A 25395-nucleotide genomic window follows, 5' to 3' on the forward strand; every position below is an offset into this window, starting at 1 on the left:
AAGAACCCGCTTGCAACCTGGTAGACAGTCAGGTTATAAAAGTCTTGGCAAACCATGTGTGCGATCCGACATGGCGGATCGCAGCCGCTCAGCGTGGGACGAAGTGACCGTTCGCGGAGCGCCGTCGACCGTTTCGGGGACGGTCAGCGGTCGCCGAGGCTGAGTTCGCCGTCCGGGAACTCCGGCGGGTCCGTGGGCTCGTTCGTGGCCTGGAGGGAGCGCTCTACGTCGCGCTTGCGGAGTTGTTCGCGCTTCTTTTTGCCAGTGCGTTCGCGACCACGTTTCGTGTCGCCCATACTGTGTGGAACGTAACCATACTACTTAGTCTTCGTGGTGAGTGTGCATTGTTCACATGGATGCTGGCGGGCGGGAGACGCTTCACGGGATTTAAGAGCGCGTCAGGCGAGTGTTCCAGCAATGAGCGACGACGATCAGGAACTCGGCATCACCGAGTCCAAGGAACACAGCCCCGGCGACTGGTACGCCGAGGTCGTCCAGAAGGCGGGGCTGGCGGACTACGCGCCGATGGGCGGGTTCATCGTTACCCGGCCCCGCGGCTACGCCCTCTGGGAAGCGATCCAGGACAACCTCGACGGCTGGTTCAAGGACACCGGCGTCGAGAACGCCTACTTCCCGATGTTCATCCCCGAGGACTACCTCGAACGCGAGAAGGACATCGTGGAGGGCTTCGACCCCGAGGTCGCGTGGGTGACACAGGGCGGCCACGACGATCTCGACCAGCGCCTCGCGGTCCGTCCCACCTCGGAATCGATCATCGCGCCGTATCTCTCCCAGTGGGTGCGCTCGCACCGCGACCTCCCGCTGCGCGTGAACCAGTGGAACTCCGTGGTGCGCTGGGAGGCCACGGAGACCAAGCCGTTCTTCCGCACCAAGGAGTTCCTCTGGCAGGAGGGCCACACCGCCCACGCCACCGACGAAGCCGCGTGGGCGGAGACGACGCTGCGCCTCGACCAGTACCACCGCCTCTACGAGGACGTGTTGGGCATCCCGGTGTTGCGCGGGCGCAAGCCCGACCACGACAAGTTCCCCGGCGCGGACACCACCATGTCCGTCGAGGCGCTGATGCCCGACGGGAAATCCGTGCAGGGCGGCACCAGCCACCACCTCGGGCAGTCGTTCGCCGACGCCTTCGACATCACGTTCGCCGACGAGGACGAGGCCGAACGCACCGCGTACACCACCTCCTGGGGGTTGTCCTGGCGCGCCATCGGCGCGCTCGTCATGAGCCACAGCGACGACCAGGGACTGGTGTTGCCGCCGACGGTCGCGCCCAAGCAGGTCGTCATCGTCCCCATCTGGCAGGAGGACACGAAAGACGATGTCGAACAGTACGGCGCCGAGATCGCCGCGGAGCTTGAAGCCCAGGGCGTGCGCGTGCACTTCGACGACCGCGACGGCCGCAACCCCGGGTTCAAGTTCAACGAGTGGGAGCTCAACGGCGTGCCCGTGCGCTTCGAGATCGGGCCGAACGAGGTCGAGGACGACGAGGTCACCGTGGTCCACCGGCCCGACGGGGAACGCACCGTCGAGGACCGGGCGGCCATCGCCGACCGCGTCCACGACCACCTCGACGAGGTCTACGACAAGCTCTACGACGCGGCCGCCGACCGCCTTGCGGAGAACGTCCGGGAGGCGGACAACCGCGCCGACATCCTGGGCACCATCGGCCAGCACGGCGGCTACGTGAAGGCACCGTGGTGTGGCGACCAGGACTGTGAGGCCGAGATCAAAGACCAGATCGCCGCCGAGATCGTGATGGTGCCGCTGGGCGAGGACTCCGCGGCGCGCGCGGCCTCCGAGTTCGAGGGCGAGCGCGTGCCCGAGCCCGACCACGACGGCGAAGACTGTGCGGTCTGCGGCGACGAGGCCACCCAGACGGCGTACTTCGCGAAGTCCTACTGACGCCGCCCCGCCGACCGGGGTGTGTTCAGCGACTGTTTGAGTCCACGCAACCGTTTATTGCGTGTGGGACGATGGTCGACGTATGAAACGACGTGCATTCCTCGCGACGGCCGCAGTGCTTACAACAACGGGCTGTCTCGGTCGAACCGACAGCGTGAGTGACTCCGACGACACCGACGACTGTCCGACCATGCACAGCGACAACGACGCCGTCGACATCGTGGTGTGTGCCGGCGCGTCCGACGGCCACCCGATCACGTTCACCCAGGACCAGACCACCGTCTCCAGGGGCGGCGTCGTCCCCGTCACGCTGGGCAACGACGACGCCGACGAGATCGGACTGAACCCCCACGACTGGACGGTCTACCGGGAGACCGACAGCGGCTGGACAACGGTCAGAGAGGACCCCGTCATCCAGCCGTGGACGACGCTCTCCGCCGGCGACCGCATCCACTGGCGGGTCGGGGTCGGTGACGCGGACCCCGACACCAGCGATGCCACCGTCTACGGCGACGTGCTGGATCTGGCGTCGGGGTCGCGGTACGCGTTCTCGACCATCGTCGACGTCGACGACGAGCAGACCGCCCTGGTCGCGCCGTTCACCGTCGAATAGCCACCACTTTTGCGTTCCGCGCCGTCCCCCGGCGTATGGACACGGCACTTGTGATCGGCGGCACGCGGTTCATCGGCCGCCACCTCGTCGCGGAGCTGCTGGCCCACGACTACGACGTGACGACGTTCAATCGGGGGACCCATGACAACCCGTTCGCCGACGACGACCGCGTCGCCCGCGTCGAGGGCGACCGCACCGAGCGCCGCGCCCTCCTCGACGCCAAGCGGACGGTCGATCCGGATGCCGTCTTCGACTGCGTGGCGTACAAGCCCCGTGACGTGGAGTCCGCGACCGACATCTTCGGCGACGTCGACGCCTACGTCTACGTCTCCAGCGGCGCGGCGTACGCCGCCGAAGAGGTGCCCAAACGCGAGGGCGAAACCCGATTGGAGTCCTGTTCTGCCGAGGAAGCCACCGACGACTCGTCGGCGACCTACGGCGCGCGGAAGGCCGCCGGCGACCGCATCGTCTTCGAGGCCGCCGCCCGCGGGGTGCCGGCGATGGCGGTGCGCCCGCCGGTCGTCTACGGCCCCCACGACTACACCGAGCGGCTCGCGTACTGGGTCGAGCGGGTCGCCGAACGCGACGAGATCGTCGTGCCCGGGGACGGCACGAACCTCTGGCAGCGCGTCTACGTCGAGGACGTGGCTCGCGGCCTCCGGCTGGTCGCCGAGGACGGCGAGCCGGGCGAGGCGTACAACGTCGGCGACCGCAACGCCGTCACCCTCGACGGCATGCTCGATCTGATCGCGGACGCCCTCGACACGAGCGTCGAGCGCTCGTATACGAGTCCCCGCGAACTCTCCATCGTCGACCTCGGCCCCGGTGAGTTCCCGCTGTACCGCGACGCCCCCCACGTGCTCGACACCACCAAGATCGCCGAGCTGGGCTACGAGTCGACGCCGCCGGCCGAGGCGATGCAGCGCACGGTCGATGCCCACCGCGAGCACGGCCGCACCGGTGACGACAACGGCCCCGACCGCGAAACGGAAGACCGGCTGCTGGACGTGCTGGACACGGTCTGAGGGGCGACACACGAGCCGCAGTCACGAACCTGCCGGAGCGCTTTTGCCGCCCGTCGACGGCGACCTCGCTGGCCTCTGCGTGAAACCCGACGACCGCCGCGGGGAGCGACCGGCTCGCCGACGAGTAGGTTTTTACTCGTCCCCGAGGGAGTCCCGGTATGTTCGAGAAGTCGACGTGGATCCGGCTCCCGCGGAACGTCGTCGTCGGGCACGGCGTGCTCGACGACGCGGTGGAGGTCGTCCGCGACACCCACCTGACGGGGCGGCCACTCGTGGTGACGAGTCCGACGCCGAAGACGGTGGCCGCGGAGAACGTCGTCGCGCAGTTCGAAGCCGTCGGCGACGACCCGGCCGTCGTGGTCGTCGAGGAGGCGACGTTTAACTCCGTCGAGCGCGTGCTCGGTGAGGCCGAGGCCGTCGACCCCGGCTACCTCGTGGGGGTCGGCGGCGGGAAAGCGATCGACATCGCGAAGCTGGCCAGCGACCACCTGAACGTCGGGTTCGTGAGCGTGCCGACGGCGGCGAGCCACGACGGCATCGTCTCCGGTCGGGGGTCGGTCCCCGAGGGCGACACCCGCCACTCGGTGTCGGCCGCCCCGCCGCTGGCGGTCATCGCTGACACCGGCGTCATCGCCGACGCGCCCTGGGAGCTGACGACGGCCGGCTGTGCGGACATCATTTCGAACTACACCGCGGTCAAAGACTGGCGGCTGGCCAACCGCCTCCAGCACGTCCCGTACAGCGAGTACGCCGGCGCGCTCTCCCAGATGACCGCCGAGATGCTCGTGGACAACGCCGCCAACATCAAGCCCGAACTCGAGGAGTCGGCGTGGGTCGTGGTGAAGGCACTGGTGTCCTCGGGCGTTGCGATGTCGATCGCGGACTCCTCGCGGCCCGCGTCGGGCAGCGAGCACCTGTTCAGCCACCAACTCGACCGCATCGCGCCCGGGAAAGCCCTCCACGGCCACCAGGTGGGCGTCGGCTCCATCCTCGCGGAGTACCTCCACTCCGGCCAGGAGGGGCAGTGGATGGCGGTCCGGGACGCGCTGGCGAGCCTGGACGCCCCGACGACCGCCGACGAGCTCGGCGTCACCGACGACGAGGTACTGGCGGCACTCACCTCCGCCCACGAGATCCGGGACCGATACACGATCCTCGGGGGCGGCATCAGCGAGGTGGCCGCCCGCGAGGCCGCCAGCCGCACGGGCGTCATCTGAGCGCGGCGCGCAGCCGCCACAGCGCCACCCCGCCGACGACCACGCGCGTGCCGTACGTCGCCACCCGGAACAACACGAGCGCCGACGCCAACGTCGCCAGCGCGTGCCCGGTGAGTGCCGCGATGACGCCGCCCAGCGCGGCGTCAACCGGACCCAGACCGCCCGGCACGGGGACGACGTGCGCGAACCCCGCAACCGGGAGCGCCACCAGCGCCACCGCCGGCGACACCCACAACCCCACCGCGTGGAGGCACAACACCAGCGCCAGCGCGCTGCACAGCCACGCCGCGTGCGCCGCCCCGGTCACGGCGGCGAGCCGCTGTGGGGTTCGCGCGAGCACGCCGACGCTTTCGAGGGCGGCGTCCAGCCCGGCGCGGACGCGCTCCCGCGGGGGTGGCTCCCAGCGCCCAGGGAGCACGCGCGCGACGCCCGCCAGCAGCCACACCGCGAGGCCGACCACGAGGCGTCGCCGCCGAACCACGAGCGCCCCCGCAGCCACGCCAGTCACACACACGCCGCCGAACGCGGCGGCCACCAGTCCCGCGGTTTCGACGGCCCCGCCCGCCGCGAGCACGCCGGCCACCCCAGCCACCGCCACCGTCGCCGACGCAGCCATCTTCGCCACCTCCCAGCCGGTGACGCCGCCGACAGCCTGCGCCGTGGTGGCGGCGTCGCTTCGCCCCACCACGTACGCAGTGAACGCAGCCTTCCCGAGGCCGCCGGCGGGCAGCACAGCGCCCACGAACATGCCGCCGACCGCGGCCCGGCACGCCAGCCGCCGATCGGGAGCAACCCGGGACACGCCCATCGCAACCCGGACCCCGTCAGCGCTGACGGCCGTTCCCGCAAGCGACGCCAGCACGGCGAGCGCGACGACCGCCGGCTCGGCGCTCGCCAGGCCCGCGGCCACCTGTCGCCAGCCGACGGCGTACAGCAGCCCGGCGACTGCACTGCCAGCCACCACGAACCTGGCGACTGCGCGGCGCCAACGGGACGCTGTGCGGCGACGGAAACCAGCCACACGCGTGGGTCACGCCGTCGGTCAATGAGCGTTGTGGTCGCTGAGGCGGCGCCGCCGGGCGCTGACCGACGGGTGAAGCGCGAGCGCGCCGGCCACCCGCCCGCGCTCCGCCGCCGCGGCGTCCCGTGGTGCGACCGCCGCCAGCGCGCGCGCCATCGCCACCGCCGTGACGTGCCGGGCAGCGTACGCGTCCGCGTCGAACTCCGTCCACCGGATGACGGGGCCGACCGCAACCAGGAGCACGGCCGACGCCACCGCTGCGCCACCCGCGCCCACGGCGACGGCGCTGCTGGCGACGCACAGCAGCGGTGCCAGCGCCGTCACAACGGCGAGCAGCCGCAGCCCGAGGTGGCCGCGATGGTGGTGGCCGGCCTCGTGGGCGATCACCGCCGCCGCCGCGCCGTCGTCGAGGCGCTCGAACACCGCCGCCGTGACGAACACACACCGGAAACCGGGCACCACACCGGTCGCGACCGCGTTCGGGCCGAGGCCGCCCGACGCATCCACGACGCGGAGGCGGAGGTCTCGCGCGCATGCCGGCACGCACGCTCGCTCGCGCTCGGTCGGGGTGCCAACGGCGGGATGCCCCCCGGCGAGTACGGGGCCGACGGCCGCGATCCCGACCGCCGCCGCCAGGATCGCGGCGAGCCTCGGGAGGCCCGCCGGGGCTGCGACCCACGCGGCAACCACCGCGAACGCCGGCAGCGCCACCGCGCACACGACGAGGAGATACCGGCGGACGGTGCGGCGGTAGTCCACGGCCGTCCGTGTGATCGTCGCCCACGCCGGCCGGGTGCCCAAGTGAACCGCCAGCGCGGGCCCCACACCCCCGACAGCCACCATGCTCGCGAGGCCGACGAGCACGCCACCTCCCGGGGGACCGGGGACGGCTGCGGGGACGGCGTCCGCGAGCAGCGACTCCATGGCGACGGCCAGCCCGGTCAGCGCAGCGACCGCCTGGAGGGCGCGGTTCGCGCGCCGCAGCCGCGCCGTGGCGGCCGCTCGGCCGGGCCGGCGGATGGCGGCGCGCGCCGCCAGGCGGCCAACGGCGTACGAGAGGCCGGGCAGCACGCCGAGCACGACCGCATGCATCACGTCGGTGTGTCGCTCCCGGACCACTAAAGCTATGCGTGGTCGTCGAGGAAGTCCACGACCGCCCGGTAGGCCGCCTGCTTGTTCGCACGCTTGCTGAACCCGTGGCCCTCGTCGTCGAAGACGTGCTTCTCGACGGGGACGTGGGCGCTTGCCTGCTCGACGATGCGTTCGGCCTCCCCCACCGGCACCCGGGGGTCGTTGGCGCCGTGTAACACGAGCAACGGGGCGCGGATCCGGTCGGCGTTGTTCGTCGGGCTGATGGATTCGAGGAACTCGCGGTCCGCGTCGAGGCTGCCGTACTCCGACTCGCGGTGTTCGCGCCGCCAGTCGCCGGTGTTCTCCAGGAACGTCACGAAGTTGGCGATCCCCACGATGTCGACGCCGGCCGCCCACAGCTCGGGGTATTCGGTCAGCGACGCCAACACCATGAACCCGCCGTAGGAGCCGCCGTACGCGACCACGCGGTCCGCGTCGATGTCGGTGCGGGCGGTGAGCCACTCGACGCCCGCCTTCCCGTCGGCGACGGCGTCCATCCGGTTGCGGACGTTGTCGAGGTTCATGTACGTCGCCCCGTAGCCCGACGACCCGCGCACGTTCGGCTCGAAGACGGCGTAGCCGTTGTCCACGAAGTACTGGCGCAGCGACAGGAACGAGGGGCGGCGCTGGCCCTCGGGGCCGCCGTGGAAGTCCACGATGACCGGGTGCGGGCCGTCGCCGTCGGGGCGCGTGAACAGCGCCGGGATCTCGCGGCCGTCGAACGTCTCGTAGCGGACCAACTCCGGCTCGCGGAACGTCGACTTCGGGATGCCGGCCGTGGCCGCGTTCGTCCACTGTGTGGCGGCGCCGGTGGCGACATCGACCACGAAGACGTTCGGGTTCTCGGTGGCGGCCGAAACCACGACGGCGAGCGTCTCACCGTCCGGCCCCCAGGAAAGCCCCCTGATCACGCCGTCGGGGAGTTCCGGGGTGGGCTGCTCGGTGAGGGTGGTTCCGGCGGCGTCGGCGATGGTGAGTTCGCTGTACCCGTCACGGTTCCGAACGTACGCCAGCCGGCCGGCGTCGTGGGCCGTGACGACCGCCTCGATCGGCCAGTCGCCGCCGTCAGCCACCCGCGAGATGGCCCCCGTCTCGGGGTCGAGCAGCCCCAGATACCGGGTGTCGGCGTCGTGGTCGGTGGTGACGTAGACGCCGCCGCCGTCGGGTGCCCACGCCACCCATGAGAACCGCGTGTCGGCGTCGAGCCCCGCGGTTGCGCGCGTGATCTCGCCCGTGTCCACGTCCAGCACGGCAACGTCCTGGTCGAAATTCGAGTGCGTGTCGACGACCAGCAGGCGGTCGTCGCTGGGACTCCACCCCACGACCGACGGCAGGTCGAACGCGTCCCCCACGCGCACGCAGTCGGCGTTGGCACCCGCCTCGTCGCGCCCCTGGACGTACACGTCGAATCGACTGGCGTCACGGCGGTTGGCGGTGTACGCGATCCGGTCGCCGTCGTGGCTCCAGCCACCCCAGTCGTGTTTCGCGTCCGGGAACGCGGTCAACTGCACGTCCTCGCTGCCGTCGCCGGACACCCGATGCAGTTGCGTGAACTCGTCGCCGCCCGTGTCCATCCCGTAGGCGAGCTCCTCGCGGGTCGGTGAGAACGACGCCCACTGCACGCGCTCGTCGTGAAACGTCAGCTGTGTCGGCCACGCCCCGGGGGCACCGAGAGCCCACACTTGTGCGGTCCCGGTCGTGCCCAGTGTGAACGCCAACTCGCCCGTCGGCCCGTACGTCGGGTCGCCGGCCCCCCGAATGTCGAGATACCGCTCGATGTCGTATGCCATACGCACGCGTCTCGGGGCCACGAGTTATCCGTTCGGGTTCCGGCAGCCCGCTGGCGGCCCCGAACGGAACGGTTTTTATCGCCGTGTTTCGTCCCCGAGAGTATGCGCGTGGCGTTCGTCTCGGAGACAACCACCCACCACGAGCACGGCGACGACCTCGACCGGCTCGCGTTGCTCGCGGACTGCCTGCTCGACCGCGGCCACGACGTCCACGTCTGCTGTGCGCAGTGGTGGGACGGCCAGCCCGACGTCTTCGACTACGACGGGGTGACGTACCACGCGGTGACGCCCGACCACGGCCAGCGGTGGTTCGCGCCCAAAGCCGCCGGCATGGTGCGCACGCTCGGCCCCGACGTGGTGCACGCGACCAGCCGAACGCCCGGCCACGTCTACGGCGCGCGCTGGGGGGCGTTGCTGGCCGGCGCGCCCCTCGTCGTCGACTGGTACGACACCCCCGAGGCGCACGGCGGCCTGACGGGGCGCGCGTACGGCTACGCCGCCCGCAAGCCCGCGGTCGTCGTGACGCCGTCCCGAACGGTCAAAACGGCGGTTCGCGAGCACGGCGGGCGCACCGACGCGATCCGCGTCCTCCCCACGGGGATCGACATGGACCGCATCCGGCACGCCGTCCCCGGTGGCGGCGGCGACATCGTCTGCAGCCGCCGCCTCGACGGCGACGCCAACGTCGAATCCCTGTTCCTCGCGCTCGCGGAGTTCCGCGAGTACGACTGGAACTGCACCATCGTCGGCGACGGCCCGGCTCGCGCCGACTACGAGCGCCAGGCCCGCGACCTCCGGATCGCCGACCGCGTTGATTTCGTCGGGGACTGCACGGTCGACGAGCGCGTCGAGATATTCAAAAACGCTCACGTCTACGTTCACACCGCCGAGAAAACGCCGTTCGCGCACGACCTGCTGCGGGCGCTGGCGTGTGGCTGCGTCGGGATCGTCGAGTACCACGCCGAGTCGTCGGCCCACGAGCTCATCGAGACGTACCCGCGTGGGTTCCGCGCGACCAGCGACGAGGAGATCACCGAATGCCTGGTGCAGGCGGGCGACCTCGAACGCAAGGCCGTTGACGAGTCGTTCGCCGAGCACGACCACGAGCAGTTCCTCGACACCTACCTCACGGCGTACGCGGACGCACAGGCCGCGACCGGACTGTTCTGAGGGCGGGCGCTGCCCGCCGCGTCACTCCGCGTCCGCACCGGTCCGGGTTGCCTCGGCGACCCGGACGGCGGCGACGTTCTCGGGCACGTCGTGGACGCGCACGATGTCCGCGCCGCGGTCGGCCGCCAGCGCCGACGCGGCCGCGGTCGCGTACCCGCCTTCGTCCGGGTAGCGGTCGACCGCGCCGAACATCGACTTGTGGCTGTGCCCGACCAGCACGGGGCCGCCGAGCGCGTGGAACTCGTCGGCGCGGTCCAGCAACTCGAAGCCCTCGGCGGCGCTTTTGCCGAACCCGAGCCCGGGGTCGACGATGATCCGCTCGCGGGGGACGCCGGCCTTCTCGGCGAGCAGCACGCGCTCGGTGAGCTCCGCGATGACGTCGTCGACCACGTCGTCGTAGTCGGGATCGCTGTCGGGGTCGACCGGCGCGTCGATCGAATGCATCACGACGATCGGCGCGTCGTACTCGGCGGCCACGAACCGCATCTCGGGGTCGTCCAACCCGGTCACGTCGTTGAGGATGTCCGCCCCCGCCTCCAGGGCCTGCCGCGCGACCTCGGCTTTCCGGGTGTCCACCGACAGCAACACGTCCAGGTCGCTGATCCGCTCGATCACCGGGAGCACCCGATCGAGTTCGTCGGCGACGCTGACGGCGTCGGCACCGGGGCGCGTGGACTCCCCGCCGATGTCGATGACGTCGACGCCGTTTTCGGCCATCGACTCGGCGCGCGCGACCGCGTCTTCGAGGGCGCCGTACTCGCCGCCGTCGTGGAAGCTGTCCGGCGTGACGTTCAGGATGCCCATCACGGCGGTGCGCTCGCCCTCCCAGGGGTAGCCATGCGTGGCCGGTGCCGCCTGGATGCCCAGCGACTCCCGGAGGTCCGCGCCGACCTCGCTGAGGCCGTAGGGCTGCCCGTCGAGTTTCTCACAGAGGCGCTTGAACTGCGCCATCGTCGCCATCATGACGGCGTCAACCATCGCCCCGGACTGCGCGTTCAGCCCCGACACCGAACACTCCCCGCCGAGGCTCAACAGCTCCTCTTTGAGGTACTGGGCCTGCCGCGTCTGCACCCTGGTTTTCACCACGCGGTGGACGCCCTTCCCGCGCATCCGCCACACCCCCGGCGGCGTCACGTGCGCGCGCTCAAGCGCGTCCCGCGCGTCGTCGAGGCTGTCGACGTCGGTCTCCGCGAACGTGCGCGTCCACCGGGTCCGGGCTTCCGCGACCGCGAACAGCGATCCCGCGACGAGCACGAGGTCGTCCGCGGTCGCCTCCGCGATCGCGTCCGCGACCGCCGACTCCACGGCCCGCGTCACGCTCACGGCTCCCGCGCCGGCGTCCTCGAACACCGCCGCGAGCACGTCGGCGTCCTCCGCACGGTCGGGCACCGGCTCGCACGCCCACACGTGGTCGGGCGTCGGGAGCGTGGCCGCCATCGCCCCGTGATCCTTGTCGTGCATCGCGCCGAACACGGTCAGCAGGCGGTCGTAGTCGAACTCGGCGACCGTCTCCGCGACGGCACCACACGCCCCCGGGTTGTGCGCGCCGTCCAACACCACCACGGGGTCGGCCCCCATCACCTCGAAGCGCCCCGGCCAGTGCGCGCTCCGCAGCCCGCGCGCGATGGCGTCGTCGTCGACGCCCGCCGTCTGTCGCGCCAGCGCCGCCGCGACGCCCGCGTTCTCGGCCTGGTGGTCGCCCAGCAGCGGGATCTCGGCGGCCACCGACCAGTCGTCGCCGGTGATCGAGACCGCGGCCTCGGTGTGGTTGGTGCGCCCCTCGTAGGTCGCGGTCACGTCGCGCTCCGCGGTGTCGCCGACAGTGCGGACGGCACCCGCGTGGTCGCGCACGGCCGCCAGCGCATCGTCGGTGGTCGCGGTCACCAGCGGCGTATCGCCCGCCGGCGCGACGTGGGCTTTGTCCCGCGCGATCTCGGGGATCGTCTCCCCGAGCACGTCGGTGTGTTCGAGGGTCACCGACGTGACGGCGCTCGCCGACGGGTCCACCACACTGGTCGCGTCCAGGCGGCCGCCGATCCCGACCTCAAGCACCGCCACGTCCACGTCCGCGCGGCTGAACTGCCACAGCGCCATCGCGGTCACGACCTCGAAGTACGTCGGCGCGGCCCCGTCGGCCGCGCGCTCGGTCACGTACGGCGTGATCGTCTCGATGAACGTCGTCAGCGCCGCCTTCGACATGCGGCGGCCGTTGACGGTCACCCGCTCGCGCACGTCGTCGAAATGCGGCGACGTGTACAGCCCCACGTCCAGGCCGGCCGCCCGGAGGATGGACTCCGTGAACCGTGCGGTCGATCCCTTCCCGTTGGACCCCGCGATCTGCACGTAGTCGGGGCCGTCCTGGTGTGGGTCGCCGAGGCTGGCAAGCAGGTCCGCCGTCGACTCGGTCCCCGGTTTCGGCCCGTACCGCCGGAGGTCCAGCAGGAAGTTCGCCGCTTCGTCGTAGCGCATACACCAGCCCAGCCACGCTGCCAGTATCAGGTTGTCGGAGCCGCCGCCCTAGTCGTGGCGGAACGCCCGGTGGCCGGTGAACACCATCGCCATGCCGTGCTCGTTGGCGGCCTCGATGACCTGGTCGTCGTTTTTCGAGCCGCCGGGCTGGATCACGGCCTCGATGCCCGCCTCGGTGGCGGCCGCGATGCCGTCCGGGAACGGGAAGAACGCGTCCGACGCCATCACCGCGCCGTCGGCGGTCTTGCCGTCGGCGTCGCGCTCGGCCTTTTTGGCCGCGATCTCGACGGCGTCGACGCGGGACACCTGGCCGACGCCCAGCCCCACCGTCTCGGTGCCGGCCGCGAACAGGATGCCGTTGGATTTCACGTGCGTGAGCACGCGCCACGCGAACAGCATCGTCTCGACCTCCGCGGCCGTGGGTTCGCGCTCGGTGACGACCTCCAGGTCGTCGGCCGTCGGCGCCCACGTGTTGCGCTCCTGGACGAGGCGGCCGCCGACCAGCGGCGTCTCCGTAACGGGTGCGGGCGTGCCGTCGAGTGTGCCCACATCGAGCACTCGGAGGTTCGACTTCGCCGTGAGCACGTCCACGGCGTCGTCGGTGTAGCCGGGCGCGACCACGACCTCCTTGAACGAGTCCGCCACCCGCGTTGCGGTCTCGGCGTCGCACTCCCGGTTGAGCGCGACGATCCCCCCGAACGCGCTCTTGGCGTCCGTGGACAGCGCGTCGCTGTAGGCGTCGGCCAGCGTGTCCGCGGTCGCGCAGCCAGCGGGGTTGGTGTGTTTGATGACGGCCGCCGCCGGCCCGTCGTCGAACTCCCTGACGAGCGCGAGCGCGGCGTCGGCGTCGTTGTAGTTGTTGTACGAGAGCGCTTTCGCGTCCGGGTTCAGTTGGTCGGCGTGCACCACGCTGGCGGCCGCGTGCGTGTTGTCACGGTAGACGGCGGCGTCCTGGTGGGGGTTCTCGCCGTACCGCAACACGTCCTCGCGGGTCGTCCCGGTGAGCCGGCGGGCGGGAAACGTGGCTGCGTCGTCGCTGTCGGCGCGCGAAACGCCGTCCGTGGTGGCGTCGAGTTCGCCGGCGGCGAACTGGCGGATCGCCCGCGGGTACGCCTCGAACTCCGCGTCCTGTCGCACGCGCGTCTTGAGCGTGGCGGCCGTGTCGTCCTCGAAGACGGGCACCGATTCCTGGGTCACGATCGGGCCGCCGTCGACGTCCCCGGTGCGCACGCTGCCGTCCTCGGCGACGGCGTTCGTGACGACGTGGACGGTACACCCCGAGACCGACACGCCGGCGTCGAGCACCTGTTCGTGGGCGTTGCGCCCCGGGAACGCCGGCAGCAGGCTCGGGTGAACGTTCAGCGTGGTGGGCATCGCGTCGAGGAACACCTCCGAGAGCACCCGCATGTAGCCGTCCAGACAGACCACGTCGATGTCGTAGTCGTCGAGCGCCGCGACGACGCGGCGCTCGTGGTCCCGCCGCGACTCCTCGGCGCGGCGCTCGACGACCACGGTGGGGATGTCGCGGTCGGCGGCGGCGTCGAGCACGGGCGCGTCGGCGTGGTTCGACACAACGACGCCGAGGTCGGCACCGCCGGGCTGTTGGTCGGCGAGATGCAGGAGGTTTCGGCCACGGTTGCTGGCCAGACCAGCGATGGTGGACATACTGACTACACCCGCCGCCTCCCGCAAAGCCGTTGTGGTTCCACACGACCGAGTATCCATGAATTCGCATACTAACGGCGTGTTTCGGGCGTCCGTTGCCGGGAAATGTACATCCCTGTGCGTCGGCGGGATCGGTAGGCTTTTGCGGCGAGCACCGCCAGTCGGTGGCATGACCGACGACCACGCCCTGTACGCGGTGTCGCCACTCGACGGCCGGTACAGCGGCCGCACCGACGCGCTCGCGCCGTACGTCAGCGAGGCGGCGCTCATGCGGGCGCGCGTCGAAGTCGAAGCCGAGTACGTGCTCGCGCTCGCGGACCTCGACGCCGTCCCGCTCGAACTCGTTGGCGACGAACGCACCGCGCTCCGGGACGCCTACAAGACCTTCGACGCAGCCGACGCCGACCTCGTCAAGCGCATCGAGACCGAGGGCGCGCTCGGCCACGCCGCCACCAACCACGACGTGAAAGCCGTCGAGTACTTCCTGCGCGAGCACGCCCCGGCGCGCGCCCACTCCTGGATCCACTTCGGGCTCACCAGCGAGGACGTCAACAACCTCGCGTACCGGCTGCTCGTCGACGGCGCGATCACCGCCGTCCTCACGCCCGAGTTGCGCGGCCTCCGCGACGACCTCGTGTCGTTCGCACACGACTACGCCGACCTCCCGATGCTCGCGCGCACCCACGGCCAGCCCGCCACCCCGACGACGTTCGGCAAGGAGATGGCCGTCTACGCCGCCCGACTCGGGCGCGCGCTCGCCCGCATCACCGACGCCGTCGACGGACTCACGGGCAAGCTCGCCGGTGCCTCCGGCACCTGGGCGGCCCACACCGCGGCGTTCCCGGACGTGGACTGGCGGTCGTTCGCTGCGCGGTTCGTGGACTCCCTGGGGCTGGCGTACGCCGAACCAACCACGCAGGTCAACCCCTGCGACGACCTCGCGGCGGTGTTCGACGCGGTCGCGGGCGCGAACGGCGTCCTCGAAGACCTCGCGGTCGACGCGTGGCTGTACGTCTCCCAGCGCTACCTCGGCCAGGACGCCGCCGACGGCGAAACCGGCTCCTCGACGATGCCACACAAGGTCAACCCCATCGACTTCGAGAACGCCGAAGGCAACCTCGCGAAAGCCAACAGCGACCTCGGGTTCCTCGGTGACTCGCTCACCACCAGTCGCCTCCAGCGGGACCTCTCGGATTCGACGGTGAAACGCAACATCGGCGCGGCGTTCGCGCACTGCCTGCTCGCCTACCGCAAGCTCGGGGACGGCCTCGACGCAGTCACCCCCAACGAGGCGGTGCTCCGGGAGGACCTGCGCGCCAACCCCGAAATCATCGGGGAGGCCGTCCAGACGATCCTCCGGCGGGAAGGCCACGACGACGCCTACGAGCGCGTGAAAGCACTCACGCGGGGCGAACGCGTCTCCCTGGACGACTTCCAGGAGCTGTTTGCCAGCCTCGACATCGACGCCGACACCCGCGACGAACTGCTCGCGTTGACCCCCGAGCGCTACGTCGGCGTCGCCGCCGACATCGCGCGCGACGCCTGACGCGCCGCCGTTGGCGTCGCCGGTTCCGCGGGTTTTTTGCCGCGTGTCCCGTACCGGCGTCCGAATGCTGGTCCTCGGAGACGCGCACGCCACAACCCCCGGACGGCGCCGGGCACTGTTCGCCGCGTATCGCGCGGCCAACGAGTCCGTCGCCGTGCAGGCTGGCGACCTCATGTACTACGACCTCCCGGTGCAGACGTATTTCATCGGCGGCAACAACGAAGACTTCGACGCCATCGACGCCCTCCGCAACGGCCGCGTCGAGAGCGACGACGTCGCCAACGCCACGCTGCTGAACAGCACCGCCGCAACCGTCGACGGCCGCCGGGTCGCCGGCCTCACCGGGAACTACGCGCCGACCCAGTTCGACAAACCCCGGGCGGTGTTGCGCGGCGACCGCCGCCGGCATTTCGTCCGCAGCGACGTCGAGGCGGTCATGGACCTCGACGACATCGACATCTTCGTGGCACACGAAGCCCCCAACGGGCTCCCCGTCGAGGAGGACTACGACGTGGGCTGCCAGCACATCGACGACATCCTGGATGCCCTCCAACCGTCGCTGTGTCTGGTCGGCCACCACCACCAACACGCCGAATGCGACTACGGCGACACCCACGTCGTCGGCCTGGAGCCGGCCTGGGAGTCGTACTACGTCGTCGACCCCGACACGCTCGCCGTCACCCGCCACGACACGCCGCCCGCCTGACGTACATTCAAGACCGTGCGCCACCGAGGTAGATCCATGCCGCCGCTTCAGCCCGCCCAGCGGGTCGCTGTACTCGCTGACTCACAGAACCTCTATCACTCCGCACAGAGCGTTTACTCTCAGAACATCGACTACGCTGCCCTGCTGGACAAAGGCGTTCAGGACCGCGAACTCACGCGCGCCATCGCGTACGTGATTCGCGCCCAATCCGAGGACGAAGACCGGTTTTTCGACGCGCTCCGGGACATCGGCTTCGAGACGAAGATCAAGGCCATCAAGACGTTCGGCGACGGCTCGAAGAAAGCCGACTGGGACGTCGGCATGAGCCTCGATGCGGTGTCGCTGGCCGATCACATCGACACCATCGTGCTTTGCACCGGCGACGGTGACTTCTCCCGGCTGTGTCGCCACCTCCGCCACGAGGGGGTTCGCGTCGAAGTGATGGCTTTCGAAGAGTCGGCGGCGACGGAACTCGTCGACGCCGCGGACTCGTTTGTCGATCTCAGCGAGCGCACCGAGACGTTCCTGCTGTAGCTACACGACCCGGCCGTCGGTGCCCGTCATCCCCATCAGGATCGAGCCCAACGCGAGCCCAAGCGTTCCGGTTCCGGCAGCCACGAGCACCACCGTCGACGTGGTCGGCGTCTGGCTCGTCCAGAAGAGTATCGCGGCGCTTGCGAGCAACAGCACGCCCGCAACGGCGATCTTCGCGGTGTCGTTCATGCGCGTTCGTTACAGGCCAGCCCACATAAACGCGTTCACTCGGTCTCGAAGCCGCTTTACGCGCGGCCCACGCACGCCCAGACATGCAGGATGCCGGCATTCCGGCGCTTCGCACCGTCGCTGCCTACCAGTATGGGGCGGCGGCCGGGCGGGCGCTGTTCCCCGAAGACAAACCCCACCACGTGCAGCGGTCCAGCACCGGTCGCCCCCAGCAGATCCACCGCGACGACGGCGCGCGCCTCGTCTCCGTCGGGCTCGACGGCCGCCTCACGCTTGGCCCCGCCGGCGGCCAGCGACTGATCGACGCGCTCGCACACCCCCGGGCTCGCGTCGTCGTCGGCGACGAGAGCGAGCCGTTCGTGCGCGACGGCAAGAACGTGTTCGCGAAGTTCGTCACCGATGTCGACGACGACGCCCGCCAGGGCGACGAGCTCGCGGTGGTGCACGAGGACGGCCGCCTGCTCGCGGTCGGGCGCGCCGAACTCGACGCCGCGTCGATGCGGGACTTCGAGACCGGGATGGCGGTGTCGGTGCGGGCCGGCGTTCCCGCGACCGACGCGTAACGGCGGGCTACCGCGGCTCGACCCGCATCCGCATCTCCTGTTCGGGGTGGATCGTCAGCGACGGCACGAACGACAACGGGGTGTCGCCCTCGTACCGCAGCCGGTAGTCGCTGGCGACGGTCGCCACGATGAGTTTCGCTTCCAGCAGCGCCAGCTGTTTGCCGATGCAGTGACGCGGGCCGCCGCCGAACGGGAAGTACGCGAACCGCGGGCGGTCGGCGCGGCGCTCGGGCCGCCAGCGTTCGGGGTCGAACGCCTCGGGGTCGTCCCAGTGGTCCGGGGAGCGGTGGATCGCCCACTGCGGGAGCATGATGGGCGCGCCGGCCGGCACCTCCGAGCCGGCCAGCTCGACCGGCTCGATCGGCGTTCGAAAGACGTTGTAGACGGGCGGATACAGCCGCATCGACTCCTGGAGCACCCACTCAAGGTAGTCGAGATCCTGGAGCTGCGCGACGGTGGGCTGTGCGCCGTCGTCGAGCGCGTCGTCCAGTTCGGCGTGCAGCCGTGCCTCCACGTCGGGATGCTCGGACAGCAGGAACCACGTGTACGTCAGGGTCAACGCGGTCGTGTCGTGGCCCGCCAGCAGCGTCGTCATCACCTCGTCGCGGAGCCGATCCAGGGACTGCTCGCCGCGGTCGCGGGCGCGCAACAACACCGACAACAAGTCCATGGGATCGTCCCCGTCGCCCCCGCTGGCGGTCCCCTCGCGCGCAGCGACGATGTCGTCGACGAGATCGTCAAGCGTCGCGACCGCCGCCGCGTACTCCCGGTCGTCGGGCATCGGCAGCCACTCCGGCACTGCGAACCGCACGGGGTCCGGCTCGAAACGCGCGCCCACCGGCTCCAGGGCGTCCCCGATGGCGTCCACGCGCGCCTCGGGCAGCGACACGCCAAGCATCACGTCCAGGATCACGTCCAGGGTGATGTGTGTCATCGCCGCCTCCACGTCGACGGTGTCGCCGACCGGCCAGTCGTCGACCCTGTCGGCGGCGTGGGCGGCGATGTCCGCGTCGAACCCGGCGACGCGCGCCATCGAGAACGCCGGATTGGCGCGGCCGCGCTGCTCGCGCCACGATTCGCCCTCGCTCAACAGCAGGCCGTCCCCGAGCAGGTCGTCGATGGCGTCGGCCTGGAACTCCGGCTTCCGGAACTCGGCGGCGTCGCTCACGAGCAGCCGCTCGACGAGCGCGGGCTCGGTCACCACGTACGTCTCCATGGGTCCCATGTCGAAGGCCGCGATCCCGTCGTAGGCGCGCTCGACGCCCTCCAGAAACGCCGTCGGGTCGTCGGCGTACTGGCGGCTGCTTCCGAACACTGGGTCCCCGCGTGGCCCGGGTGGTGTGTCGTTCACGCCCGTGGGTTCGGGCTACACCACCAAAGCCACACGGCCCAGCCGATCCGACACACAGCCCCGCTGGCCGCGACAACTGCGTGGGGTTTTTGATCCCGCGCCGCGAGCGTCTACCCATGTTTGGAGGCGGCGGCATGAACCCCCGGAAGATGCAGCAGATGATGGAACAAATGGGCATCGACGTCGACGAGCTCGACGCCACGGAGGTCGTCATCTCGCTCGACGACGGCACCGAGGTCGTGTTCTCGGACCCCGACGTGACGAAGATGGACGCCCGCGGGCAGGAAACCTACCAGGTGCTCGGCGACCCGGTCGAGCGCGACGCCGCCGACGCCATCGAGGCCGCCCCCGCCGACGACAGCGACGACACCGACGACGATGACGCCATCCCGCAGGGCGACGTTGACATCGTCGTGCAGCGGGCGGGCGTCCCCGAAGACGAGGCGCGCGAAGCGCTCGAAGCCGCCGACGGCGATCTAGCGGCCGCCATCGACCACGTAGACGAGTGATGTTGCTGGTGCGGGGGGACCGCGAGTTCCTCGTTGCCCCCGGCGAGGAGCTGCACACGGACCTCGGCGTCATCGAGGCCCCCGACGACCCCACCCCCGGGGAGACCGTCGAGACGCATCTCGGCGAACCGTTCACGGTCCGGGAGCTTCGCGGCCCCGACCTGTTCAACCACTTCGAGCGCACGGGCGCGCCGATGATGCCCAAGGACATCGGCCTCGTCATGGGCCACACGGGCGTCTCGGGCGCGGATCGCGTGCTCGACGCCGGCACGGGAACGGGCGTGCTGGCGGCGTACCTCGGGCGCGCCGGGGCGGACGTCACGACCTACGAGCAGGACGCCGATTTCGCGGCCGTCGCCCGCGAGAACATGTCGCTTGCCGGCGTTTCGGACGCCGTCTCGGTGCGCGCCGGCGATGTCACCGCGGACCTCGACGCGCTCGGCACGTTCGACGTGCTCACGCTGGACACCCAGGACGCCCCCGACGTTGTCGCGCACGCCGACGACCTTCTGGTGTCCGGCGGCCAGGTCGCCGTCTACTCGCCGTTCGTGGAGAACGCGCGCGCCACGACCCAGGCCGCCCGCGACGCCGGCCTCGTGGACATCGACGCCATGGAGACGATCCAGCGCCGCATGGACTTCGACGACCGCGGAAGCCGCCCGTCGACCGCGGGCGTCGGTCACACCGGCTACCTGTTGTTCGCCCGGAACCCGTAGCGGTCGTTCCGGGCGCTGACCCACGCCACCAATCCCGCGGGGTCAAGCCGGCCTGGTGGCGGTGGGGTCGGCCGGTGGCGCTGTTGGGCGCGTGTTTCGTCGTCGAAAAACTAGCCACACAACGGCCGCCTAGTTGTCGTCTTCGCGCCAGCGGTGCTCGCACTCCGTGCAGATGAAAAACCGCGTCTCGGACTCGTCGGCCGACCGGATCTGCTGCATATACCAGTGGGCTTCGTCGTTGCCACAGTCCGGGCAGACGACGCTCGTCGTCGGCAGGCCGCGGTCCTGGGCGTCGCTGACGTCGACGACCTCGGTCTCCTCCTGGCCTTCGGTGACGACGAAACTCGCCGACGGGTCCTTGGGTTGCTTGTGCCCGCAGCTGCTGCATACCCACAGCTCGTCGTCGGCTTTCATCATCGAGCCGCAGTCGTCGCAGAACTCCATGCTCCCCGGCTAGCACCGCGGGTCAGTTAAGCGTCGTGTTTCAGCGCCGACCAGACACGCTGCCTGCCCGGTCCCGAAGCATCAAACGCCGGGAACCCGAGTACACGCACAATGGGATTGTTGGATACGGATCGGCGCGTGCTCACGCTCGCACTCGCACGCATGGCCGACGCGCTCGGGAACTCGTTTCTCATCGTCTTACTGCCGGCGTACATCGGCGAAGGATACGTCGCCGTCGACTCGCTGACCGGGCCGCTGTCGGTCGCCGGGGTCTCCGTGCTGACGGTCACGCCGGCGCTCCTCATCGGGATCGTGCTGTCGACGTTCGGCTTCCTGAACAGCTTCCTGCAACCGTTCACCGGCCGGCTCTCGGACCGCACGGGCGTTCGAAAGCCGTTCATTCTCGGCGGCCTGGTGTTGCTCGCGCTCGCGTCCGGCGCGTACGCGTTCGTCTCCGACTACCGGCTCCTGTTGGTGTTGCGCGCGCTCCAGGGCATCGGCGCGGCGCTCACGGTGCCCGCCACGGTCGCGCTGGTCAGCGAACTCGGCACCACCGAGACCCGCGGCAGCAACTTCGGCGTGTTCAACACCTTCCGCCTGATCGGGTTCGGGTTCGGCCCCATCATCGCCGGCGTGGTGCTCGAAGTGTTCAGCTTCAACGCCGCGTTCGGCGTCGCCGCCGCCGGCGCGCTCACGAGCTTCGTGCTCGTCGAGCTCACCGTCGACGAACCCGACACCGACGGCGCGGACGCCGGCGACGACCTCTCGATCGCGGTGCGTGGCGACGACGCCGTCCTCGACCCCGTGTTCGCGCTCGGCATCGCCACCGTCGCCATGGGGATCTGCATCGCGATGTTCGCAACCCTCGAAGCCAAGATCAACGGCAAACTCGACCAGTCGTCGATCCTGTTCGGCGCGGAGTTCGGCGCAGTCACGCTCGCCAACGTCATGTTCCAGGTGCCCATCGGCACCGCCAGCGACACCTACGGCCGCCGGCCGTTCATCATCGCGGGGTTCATCATCCTGATCCCCGCCACGATCGCGCAGGGCTACGCGCCGACCCCCGCCACCATGATCCTCGCGCGCTTCGTGCAGGGGATCGCCGTCGCGGCGGTGTTCGCGCCGTCGCTTGCGGTCGCGGGCGACCTCGCGGGCGCCGGCGAATCCGGGAGCACGCTGGCGGTGCTCACGATGGGGTTCGGACTCGGCACCGCGATCGGGCCGCTGGCGTCGGGGTTCCTCGCCGCGTACGGCCTCGCGACACCGTTCCTCATCGGGGGCGTGCTGGCGGCGCTCGCGCTAGCCGTCGTCTACACGCAGGTGTACGAAACCGTCCCGGACGCCACGGCGGTCTCGGCATCGACGGGTGACTGACTACTCGAAGTCGGGATCGCGGTCTTCGAGGAACGCCTGCATGCCCTCCTGTTGGTCGTGGCTCCCGAACAGGCCCGCCCAGGTCCGCGCCTCGAACTCCAGGCCCGCCGACAGGGTCGTTTCGTGGCTGGTGTTGATGGCGTCCTTGGCGGCGCGCATCGCCGCCGCGGGTTGGGCGGCGAGATCGCGCGCCAGCGACGCCACGTGGTCGTCGATCTCCGCCGCCGGCACGACCTCGCCGACGAGGCCGTGCTCGCTGGCGTCCGCGGCGCTCAGCCGGTCGCCGAAGTAGATCATGCGGCGCGCGGTCTCGTCGCCGACGATCCGGGGCAGGCGCTGGGTGCCCCCCCAGCCGGGGATGATGCCGATGTCGATCTCGGTCTGCCCGAGGATCGCGTCCTCGCTCGCAACCCGCAGATCGCAGGCCAGCGCCAGCTCCATGCCGCCGCCGAACGCGTACCCGTCGATCGCGGCGACGACCGGTGCCGGGAACGACTCGATGGCGTCGGCGACGCTGTGCCCGAGTTCGGCGTACGCCTGCGCCTCCGCGGTGTCCATCTCCACCATGTATGAGATGTCCGCGCCCGCGATGAACGCGTCGTCGCCGGCGCTGGTGAGCACGACGGCGCGCGCGCCCTCCGACTCGGCGGTGTCGAGGGTGTCACGCAGCGCGTGCAGCGTCGCCACGTTCAACGCGTTCAGGCTGTCCGGGCGGCTGATCGTGATCGTTGCAACGCCGTCGTCGACCGCAAGCGCAACGGTGTCGCTCATGACAGTGGGCACGCGGCCCCCGGGCAAAAGGCTCCGGGGTCCGGTTCGCAAATCCAATATACCGGCTGCCCGAACGACGCCACATGACACTCTCCGCGGAGGCCCACGAGCGCCTGGCGGACCTCGTGGCGCTCCAGCCAACGAAAAACAGCGACCTCCAGGACCGCTGGGGGTTGGACTCCGGCAGCGCCGTCCACCAATACCTCGAATCCCACCTGCGGGAGTACTACTACCGCGACGAGGACTCGATGATCCGCGCGACCGCCGAAGCGTCGACGCTCGTGGGCGACGACGACGCCGACGAGGCGCCCGCCGTCCACATGTCCGACACCGAGCGCCTCGTGTTCGACGTCATCGCCGGCCCCGAGGACCGCTCCCAGAGCGTCGTCTCGGTGCTCCACGCCGTCCAGGACGAACACGGCGCGGACGCCGACGGCCTCGACGCCGGGGGTGTGCGGCGCGCGCTCCAGACGCTCAAGCGCAAAGGCATCATCGAGGTGGAGAACCGAACCGTGCCGACCTTCCGGCTGGCCGTCCCCCGCCAGGAGGTCACCATCGCCGACGACTGACGCCGGTCACTCGCGGCGGCGCTGCCGCCGGTCGGCGAGCACCGCCTGCACCGTCGCCCCAGGCCCGCCCTCGATCGGCCAGCCGTGCTGGCGCCACCCCGGCGGCTCCGGCTCGTAGTCGGCACACGACCCCCCGCATTCGGCCGCCGACTGCTCGCGGGCTTTCGCCGCGCACGCCGGCACGTAGCCGTGCGCGCCGTCGACAAGCCGGAACTGCCGGCAGTCCGGCCGCATCGTGTCGACGTACGACCGCCAGCCGCGCTCGAAGGCGCGCTCCGCGATCGCCAGGCGCGTGTGTGCCTTCCAGTCGGCATCGACGTACTCGAAGCCGGTGGCCGGCCGGTCGGCACCGTCGGCCGGCCGGCTGGTGAGCCGCGTGCCCGACGCCGCCGTGGCCAGCCCGTGGGGCAGCCACTCCACCGTCGCCGTCCAGTCGTCGTCGAACACCAGGATCCCGGCCTCCACCGGGAGGTCCGCCAGCAGCGCGCGCTGGACGCCGCCCGCCGCGTCGTCGGCCGTCGCCACCCACACCTCGTCGGCGAGCCCCAGCGCCACGTCCCGCCGGAGCTGTGTGGTCAGCGCGTCCGCCGCCGACGCGTCGAGGTCCGGCTTGTTCTCGATGGCGACGATCCGGCGCACCCACTCCGGGTACGCCATCGCCCGCCGGATCTCGATTTTGTTGCCGTCCCGTCGGGTCTCCAGGATGCCGCGGTCGCTCGCCCGGTGGACGGCCTCCCGCACGTACCGCCACGGATACTCCGGCGTGGGGAGCGCGTCCCGGTAGAACGCCCAGTCCGTCGGCGCGTGCCGGACGACGTGCAGGAGGTCGGCGTCGAGGCGCTGCGCGCCGAACTGCGCGCGCCGGCGGAGTCCCTCGGGGTCGACCTCCAGGATGATCGTGTCCCAGCGCCGCCGCTTCGTCCCGAGCTGGCGCGCGACGATCCGTGGCGCGCCGTCGCGCTCGGGCCGCCAACACGCCTCCGCCCACGCGCACACTCGCAGCTCGAAGCCGAACTCGTGGCCGACTGTCACGGCTGGACTGCGGTCGCGGACCGGCGTCTGTCTTTCGGCGCGCCGGCGGCCCCGCGGCTGGTCGCTGTCCGGACTGTGCGTCGGCCGACCGCCGGGCGGCGGTCAGATGTCGGCGTCCTCGTCGATGAACACGTGGGCGTCTTCGAGGATCTCCCGGGGGCCATCTTGGGTGATGGTGTTGACCGCCTGGTCGTAGTCGCGCCACTGCAGGTCCGAGTGTTCGTTGGACAGCTCCGCGCTGGCCTCGAAGGACTTCGCGATGAACAGATGCACCGTCTTGTGGATCCGGTCACCGTTGGCCTCGAACACGTAGTCGTACTCGTCGCGGAAGCCGTCAACGAGGCGGAAATCCTCGATCCCGGCTTCCTCCTGTACCTCTCGAATCGCCGTCTGCTGGAGCTCCTCGTCCCCCTCCACGCCGCCTTTCGGGAACTCCCAGTCCCCGGGACGGCTCTTCAGGAGGAGGTACTCGCGCCGGTCCCGCGTGTCGCGGAACAGGATCGCGCCGGCGCTGGTCGCTTCGACCGTCATTACGGTCCGGTAGTGCAGCGGCGGTTAAGTCAATGTCGGAGTGGGGGTGGCTCGCACGCCGCCACGATCAAACACACGGTTTAACACGGTGGGTCACCTCACTCAGGGGTAGCACCCCCAGCGATGACCTTCGTTACAAAACTCTCTCTGGAAAGCGGGGACCGAACGGCGCTCGACGCCGTCGTCTCCGACATCAAGGAAACGTGTCGACGAAAAGGCGCTCGACTCAAGGGCCCACACTCCGACGCTCCGGCCGAGATCCGCGTGCCGCTGTACGCCCGTCTCGGCGGCGATCCCGCGGAGAAAACCAACGACTGGCAGTACACGGTCTACCGACGCCGCGTCGAACTGCACGGCCACGACGACCTCGCCCGCGACATCATGGAGCGGGACTTCCCGGCCAGCGTCCACGTTGAGGCCGAAGTCGAGCGCATCGAGCCACTCGGGTCCTCCGTCTGAGGCCGCCCGCCTTGGTTCCCGTTGTTCCACTCGACCAGCGGCAGCGCTGGCCGGCGTTCGGTCTTCGGGCCGCCCGA

The 25395-nt window shown here is 70.5% G+C and carries 26 protein-coding genes; 14 read left to right on the top strand and 12 right to left on the bottom strand.

Going from position 1 to position 25395, the window contains the following annotated elements; translation table 11 throughout:
- Positions 1–143: 143 nt before the first annotated feature.
- Positions 144–296, bottom strand: coding sequence for a hypothetical protein (locus tag JT689_RS02975; RefSeq protein WP_010902250.1), 153 nt, complete (start codon positions 294–296; stop codon positions 144–146).
- A 121-nt stretch (positions 297–417) separates the two neighbouring features.
- Between JT689_RS02975 and proS the strand changes: the two genes are divergently transcribed.
- The 4 genes from proS (at position 418) to JT689_RS02995 (ending at position 4778) form a co-directional block, all read left to right on the top strand.
- A complete protein-coding gene (proS, locus tag JT689_RS02980) occupies positions 418–1923 on the top strand; it encodes a proline--tRNA ligase (RefSeq protein ID WP_205251475.1) in 1506 nt (501 codons plus the stop codon).
- An 82-nt stretch (positions 1924–2005) separates the two neighbouring features.
- On the top strand, positions 2006–2536 hold the full coding sequence (locus JT689_RS02985) for a hypothetical protein (protein ID WP_205251476.1): 531 nt from the start codon (positions 2006–2008) through the stop codon (positions 2534–2536).
- A 35-nt stretch (positions 2537–2571) separates the two neighbouring features.
- Entirely contained in the window at positions 2572–3561 is a 990-nt protein-coding gene (locus tag JT689_RS02990; RefSeq protein ID WP_010902253.1) for an SDR family oxidoreductase, read from the top strand.
- Between the two features lie 158 nt (positions 3562–3719).
- Positions 3720–4778, top strand: a complete 1059-nt coding sequence (locus tag JT689_RS02995; protein WP_205251477.1) for an NAD(P)-dependent glycerol-1-phosphate dehydrogenase — start codon at positions 3720–3722, stop codon at positions 4776–4778.
- On the opposite strand, the gene JT689_RS03000 is transcribed toward JT689_RS02995, so the two are convergent.
- From JT689_RS03000 to JT689_RS03010, 3 genes are all read right to left on the bottom strand, one after another.
- Positions 4771–5739 (bottom strand): lysylphosphatidylglycerol synthase domain-containing protein, encoded by a 969-nt coding sequence (locus tag JT689_RS03000; protein WP_205251478.1) that lies wholly within the window; start codon positions 5737–5739, stop codon positions 4771–4773. The genes JT689_RS02995 and JT689_RS03000 overlap by 8 nt on opposite strands.
- A gap of 81 nt (positions 5740–5820) precedes the next feature.
- Positions 5821–6891, bottom strand: a complete 1071-nt coding sequence (locus tag JT689_RS03005) for a M48 family metalloprotease (RefSeq protein WP_205251479.1) — start codon at positions 6889–6891, stop codon at positions 5821–5823.
- A gap of 32 nt (positions 6892–6923) precedes the next feature.
- Entirely contained in the window at positions 6924–8720 is a 1797-nt protein-coding gene (locus tag JT689_RS03010; protein WP_205251480.1) for a S9 family peptidase, read from the bottom strand.
- Positions 8721–8822: 102 nt separating this feature from the next.
- Between JT689_RS03010 and JT689_RS03015 the strand changes: the two genes are divergently transcribed.
- A complete protein-coding gene (locus tag JT689_RS03015; protein WP_205251481.1) occupies positions 8823–9890 on the top strand; it encodes a glycosyltransferase in 1068 nt (355 codons plus the stop codon).
- A 21-nt stretch (positions 9891–9911) separates the two neighbouring features.
- Here JT689_RS03015 and folP read toward each other — a convergent pair whose 3' ends face one another.
- A complete protein-coding gene (folP, locus tag JT689_RS03020) occupies positions 9912–12359 on the bottom strand; it encodes a dihydropteroate synthase (RefSeq protein WP_205251482.1) in 2448 nt (815 codons plus the stop codon).
- Between the two features lie 48 nt (positions 12360–12407).
- The gene (locus tag JT689_RS03025; protein WP_205251483.1) at positions 12408–14024 is read right to left on the bottom strand and encodes a formyltransferase family protein; all 1617 of its coding nucleotides are present in this window, start codon (positions 14022–14024) and stop codon (positions 12408–12410) included.
- Between the two features lie 169 nt (positions 14025–14193).
- On the opposite strand from JT689_RS03025, the gene purB reads away from it, so the two are divergent.
- From purB to JT689_RS03040, 3 genes are all read left to right on the top strand, one after another.
- Complete coding sequence (purB, locus tag JT689_RS03030; RefSeq protein ID WP_205251484.1) at positions 14194–15570, top strand: adenylosuccinate lyase; 1377 nt, start codon at positions 14194–14196, stop codon at positions 15568–15570.
- Between the two features lie 64 nt (positions 15571–15634).
- A complete protein-coding gene (locus JT689_RS03035; protein WP_010902262.1) occupies positions 15635–16276 on the top strand; it encodes a metallophosphoesterase in 642 nt (213 codons plus the stop codon).
- 36 nt (positions 16277–16312) lie between these two features.
- The gene (locus JT689_RS03040) at positions 16313–16810 is read left to right on the top strand and encodes an NYN domain-containing protein (RefSeq protein ID WP_010902263.1); all 498 of its coding nucleotides are present in this window, start codon (positions 16313–16315) and stop codon (positions 16808–16810) included.
- Here JT689_RS03040 and JT689_RS03045 read toward each other — a convergent pair whose 3' ends face one another.
- Complete coding sequence (locus JT689_RS03045) at positions 16811–16999, bottom strand: hypothetical protein (protein WP_010902264.1); 189 nt, start codon at positions 16997–16999, stop codon at positions 16811–16813. It abuts the gene before it with no gap.
- Between the two features lie 83 nt (positions 17000–17082).
- Here JT689_RS03045 and JT689_RS03050 point away from each other — a divergent pair, with 83 nt between their 5' ends.
- Positions 17083–17562, top strand: coding sequence for a PUA domain-containing protein (locus tag JT689_RS03050; protein ID WP_205251485.1), 480 nt, complete (start codon positions 17083–17085; stop codon positions 17560–17562).
- A 7-nt stretch (positions 17563–17569) separates the two neighbouring features.
- Here JT689_RS03050 and JT689_RS03055 read toward each other — a convergent pair whose 3' ends face one another.
- Positions 17570–18913 carry a cytochrome P450 gene (locus tag JT689_RS03055; protein ID WP_205251486.1) on the bottom strand — a complete coding sequence of 448 codons (1344 nt, stop codon included), beginning with the start codon at positions 18911–18913 and terminating at the stop codon, positions 17570–17572.
- Positions 18914–19029: 116 nt separating this feature from the next.
- On the opposite strand from JT689_RS03055, the gene JT689_RS03060 reads away from it, so the two are divergent.
- Both JT689_RS03060 and JT689_RS03065 read left to right on the top strand, forming a co-directional pair.
- Positions 19030–19422 carry a nascent polypeptide-associated complex protein gene (locus JT689_RS03060; protein ID WP_205251487.1) on the top strand — a complete coding sequence of 131 codons (393 nt, stop codon included), beginning with the start codon at positions 19030–19032 and terminating at the stop codon, positions 19420–19422.
- Positions 19419–20138 carry a tRNA (adenine-N1)-methyltransferase gene (locus tag JT689_RS03065; RefSeq protein ID WP_173362408.1) on the top strand — a complete coding sequence of 240 codons (720 nt, stop codon included), beginning with the start codon at positions 19419–19421 and terminating at the stop codon, positions 20136–20138. Before JT689_RS03060 ends, JT689_RS03065 begins: the two co-directional genes overlap by 4 nt.
- Before the next feature lie 129 nt (positions 20139–20267).
- Here the strand turns inward: JT689_RS03065 and JT689_RS03070 are convergent, their stop codons facing one another.
- Complete coding sequence (locus JT689_RS03070) at positions 20268–20582, bottom strand: transcription factor S (protein WP_205251488.1); 315 nt, start codon at positions 20580–20582, stop codon at positions 20268–20270.
- 111 nt (positions 20583–20693) lie between these two features.
- On the opposite strand from JT689_RS03070, the gene JT689_RS03075 reads away from it, so the two are divergent.
- Positions 20694–21956, top strand: a complete 1263-nt coding sequence (locus tag JT689_RS03075; protein WP_010902270.1) for an MFS transporter — start codon at positions 20694–20696, stop codon at positions 21954–21956.
- On the opposite strand, the gene JT689_RS03080 is transcribed toward JT689_RS03075, so the two are convergent.
- The gene (locus JT689_RS03080; protein WP_010902271.1) at positions 21957–22727 is read right to left on the bottom strand and encodes an enoyl-CoA hydratase-related protein; all 771 of its coding nucleotides are present in this window, start codon (positions 22725–22727) and stop codon (positions 21957–21959) included. It lies immediately after the preceding gene.
- A gap of 83 nt (positions 22728–22810) precedes the next feature.
- Between JT689_RS03080 and JT689_RS03085 the strand changes: the two genes are divergently transcribed.
- Entirely contained in the window at positions 22811–23296 is a 486-nt protein-coding gene (locus JT689_RS03085) for a DUF5797 family protein (RefSeq protein WP_205251489.1), read from the top strand.
- Between the two features lie 6 nt (positions 23297–23302).
- Here the strand turns inward: JT689_RS03085 and JT689_RS03090 are convergent, their stop codons facing one another.
- Both JT689_RS03090 and JT689_RS03095 read right to left on the bottom strand, forming a co-directional pair.
- Positions 23303–24328 carry a DUF5787 family protein gene (locus JT689_RS03090; protein ID WP_205251490.1) on the bottom strand — a complete coding sequence of 342 codons (1026 nt, stop codon included), beginning with the start codon at positions 24326–24328 and terminating at the stop codon, positions 23303–23305.
- Positions 24329–24430: 102 nt separating this feature from the next.
- Positions 24431–24859: a bis(5'-nucleosyl)-tetraphosphatase gene (locus JT689_RS03095; protein WP_010902274.1), complete on the bottom strand. Its 429-nt coding sequence runs from the start codon at positions 24857–24859 to the stop codon at positions 24431–24433.
- Positions 24860–24982: 123 nt separating this feature from the next.
- On the opposite strand from JT689_RS03095, the gene JT689_RS03100 reads away from it, so the two are divergent.
- Positions 24983–25318, top strand: a complete 336-nt coding sequence (locus JT689_RS03100; protein WP_205251491.1) for an uS10/mL48 family ribosomal protein — start codon at positions 24983–24985, stop codon at positions 25316–25318.
- The last annotated feature ends 77 nt before the right edge of the window (positions 25319–25395 follow it).

Origin of the sequence: Halobacterium sp. GSL-19 (assembly GCF_016917855.1) — an archaeon.
In the GTDB taxonomy this organism is placed as follows: domain Archaea; phylum Halobacteriota; class Halobacteria; order Halobacteriales; family Halobacteriaceae; genus Halobacterium; species Halobacterium salinarum.

Coding starts and splice junctions, on each gene's coding strand:
- JT689_RS03100 (WP_205251491.1), top strand. CDS start 24,983: ATGACCTTCGTTACAAAACTCTCTCTGGAAAGCGGGGACCGAACGGCG.
- JT689_RS03010 (WP_205251480.1), bottom strand. CDS start 8,720: ATGGCATACGACATCGAGCGGTATCTCGACATTCGGGGGGCCGGCGAC.
- JT689_RS03005 (WP_205251479.1), bottom strand. CDS start 6,891: ATGCATGCGGTCGTGCTCGGCGTGCTGCCCGGCCTCTCGTACGCCGTT.
- JT689_RS03025 (WP_205251483.1), bottom strand. CDS start 14,024: ATGTCCACCATCGCTGGTCTGGCCAGCAACCGTGGCCGAAACCTCCTG.
- purB (WP_205251484.1), top strand. CDS start 14,194: ATGACCGACGACCACGCCCTGTACGCGGTGTCGCCACTCGACGGCCGG.
- JT689_RS03095 (WP_010902274.1), bottom strand. CDS start 24,859: ATGACGGTCGAAGCGACCAGCGCCGGCGCGATCCTGTTCCGCGACACG.
- JT689_RS03060 (WP_205251487.1), top strand. CDS start 19,030: ATGTTTGGAGGCGGCGGCATGAACCCCCGGAAGATGCAGCAGATGATG.
- folP (WP_205251482.1), bottom strand. CDS start 12,359: ATGCGCTACGACGAAGCGGCGAACTTCCTGCTGGACCTCCGGCGGTAC.
- JT689_RS02990 (WP_010902253.1), top strand. CDS start 2,572: ATGGACACGGCACTTGTGATCGGCGGCACGCGGTTCATCGGCCGCCAC.
- JT689_RS02985 (WP_205251476.1), top strand. CDS start 2,006: ATGAAACGACGTGCATTCCTCGCGACGGCCGCAGTGCTTACAACAACG.
- JT689_RS02975 (WP_010902250.1), bottom strand. CDS start 296: ATGGGCGACACGAAACGTGGTCGCGAACGCACTGGCAAAAAGAAGCGC.
- JT689_RS03035 (WP_010902262.1), top strand. CDS start 15,635: ATGCTGGTCCTCGGAGACGCGCACGCCACAACCCCCGGACGGCGCCGG.
- JT689_RS03075 (WP_010902270.1), top strand. CDS start 20,694: ATGGGATTGTTGGATACGGATCGGCGCGTGCTCACGCTCGCACTCGCA.
- JT689_RS03070 (WP_205251488.1), bottom strand. CDS start 20,582: ATGGAGTTCTGCGACGACTGCGGCTCGATGATGAAAGCCGACGACGAG.
- JT689_RS03015 (WP_205251481.1), top strand. CDS start 8,823: ATGCGCGTGGCGTTCGTCTCGGAGACAACCACCCACCACGAGCACGGC.
- JT689_RS03050 (WP_205251485.1), top strand. CDS start 17,083: ATGCAGGATGCCGGCATTCCGGCGCTTCGCACCGTCGCTGCCTACCAG.
- JT689_RS03080 (WP_010902271.1), bottom strand. CDS start 22,727: ATGAGCGACACCGTTGCGCTTGCGGTCGACGACGGCGTTGCAACGATC.
- JT689_RS03085 (WP_205251489.1), top strand. CDS start 22,811: ATGACACTCTCCGCGGAGGCCCACGAGCGCCTGGCGGACCTCGTGGCG.
- JT689_RS03045 (WP_010902264.1), bottom strand. CDS start 16,999: ATGAACGACACCGCGAAGATCGCCGTTGCGGGCGTGCTGTTGCTCGCA.
- JT689_RS02995 (WP_205251477.1), top strand. CDS start 3,720: ATGTTCGAGAAGTCGACGTGGATCCGGCTCCCGCGGAACGTCGTCGTC.
- JT689_RS03040 (WP_010902263.1), top strand. CDS start 16,313: ATGCCGCCGCTTCAGCCCGCCCAGCGGGTCGCTGTACTCGCTGACTCA.
- proS (WP_205251475.1), top strand. CDS start 418: ATGAGCGACGACGATCAGGAACTCGGCATCACCGAGTCCAAGGAACAC.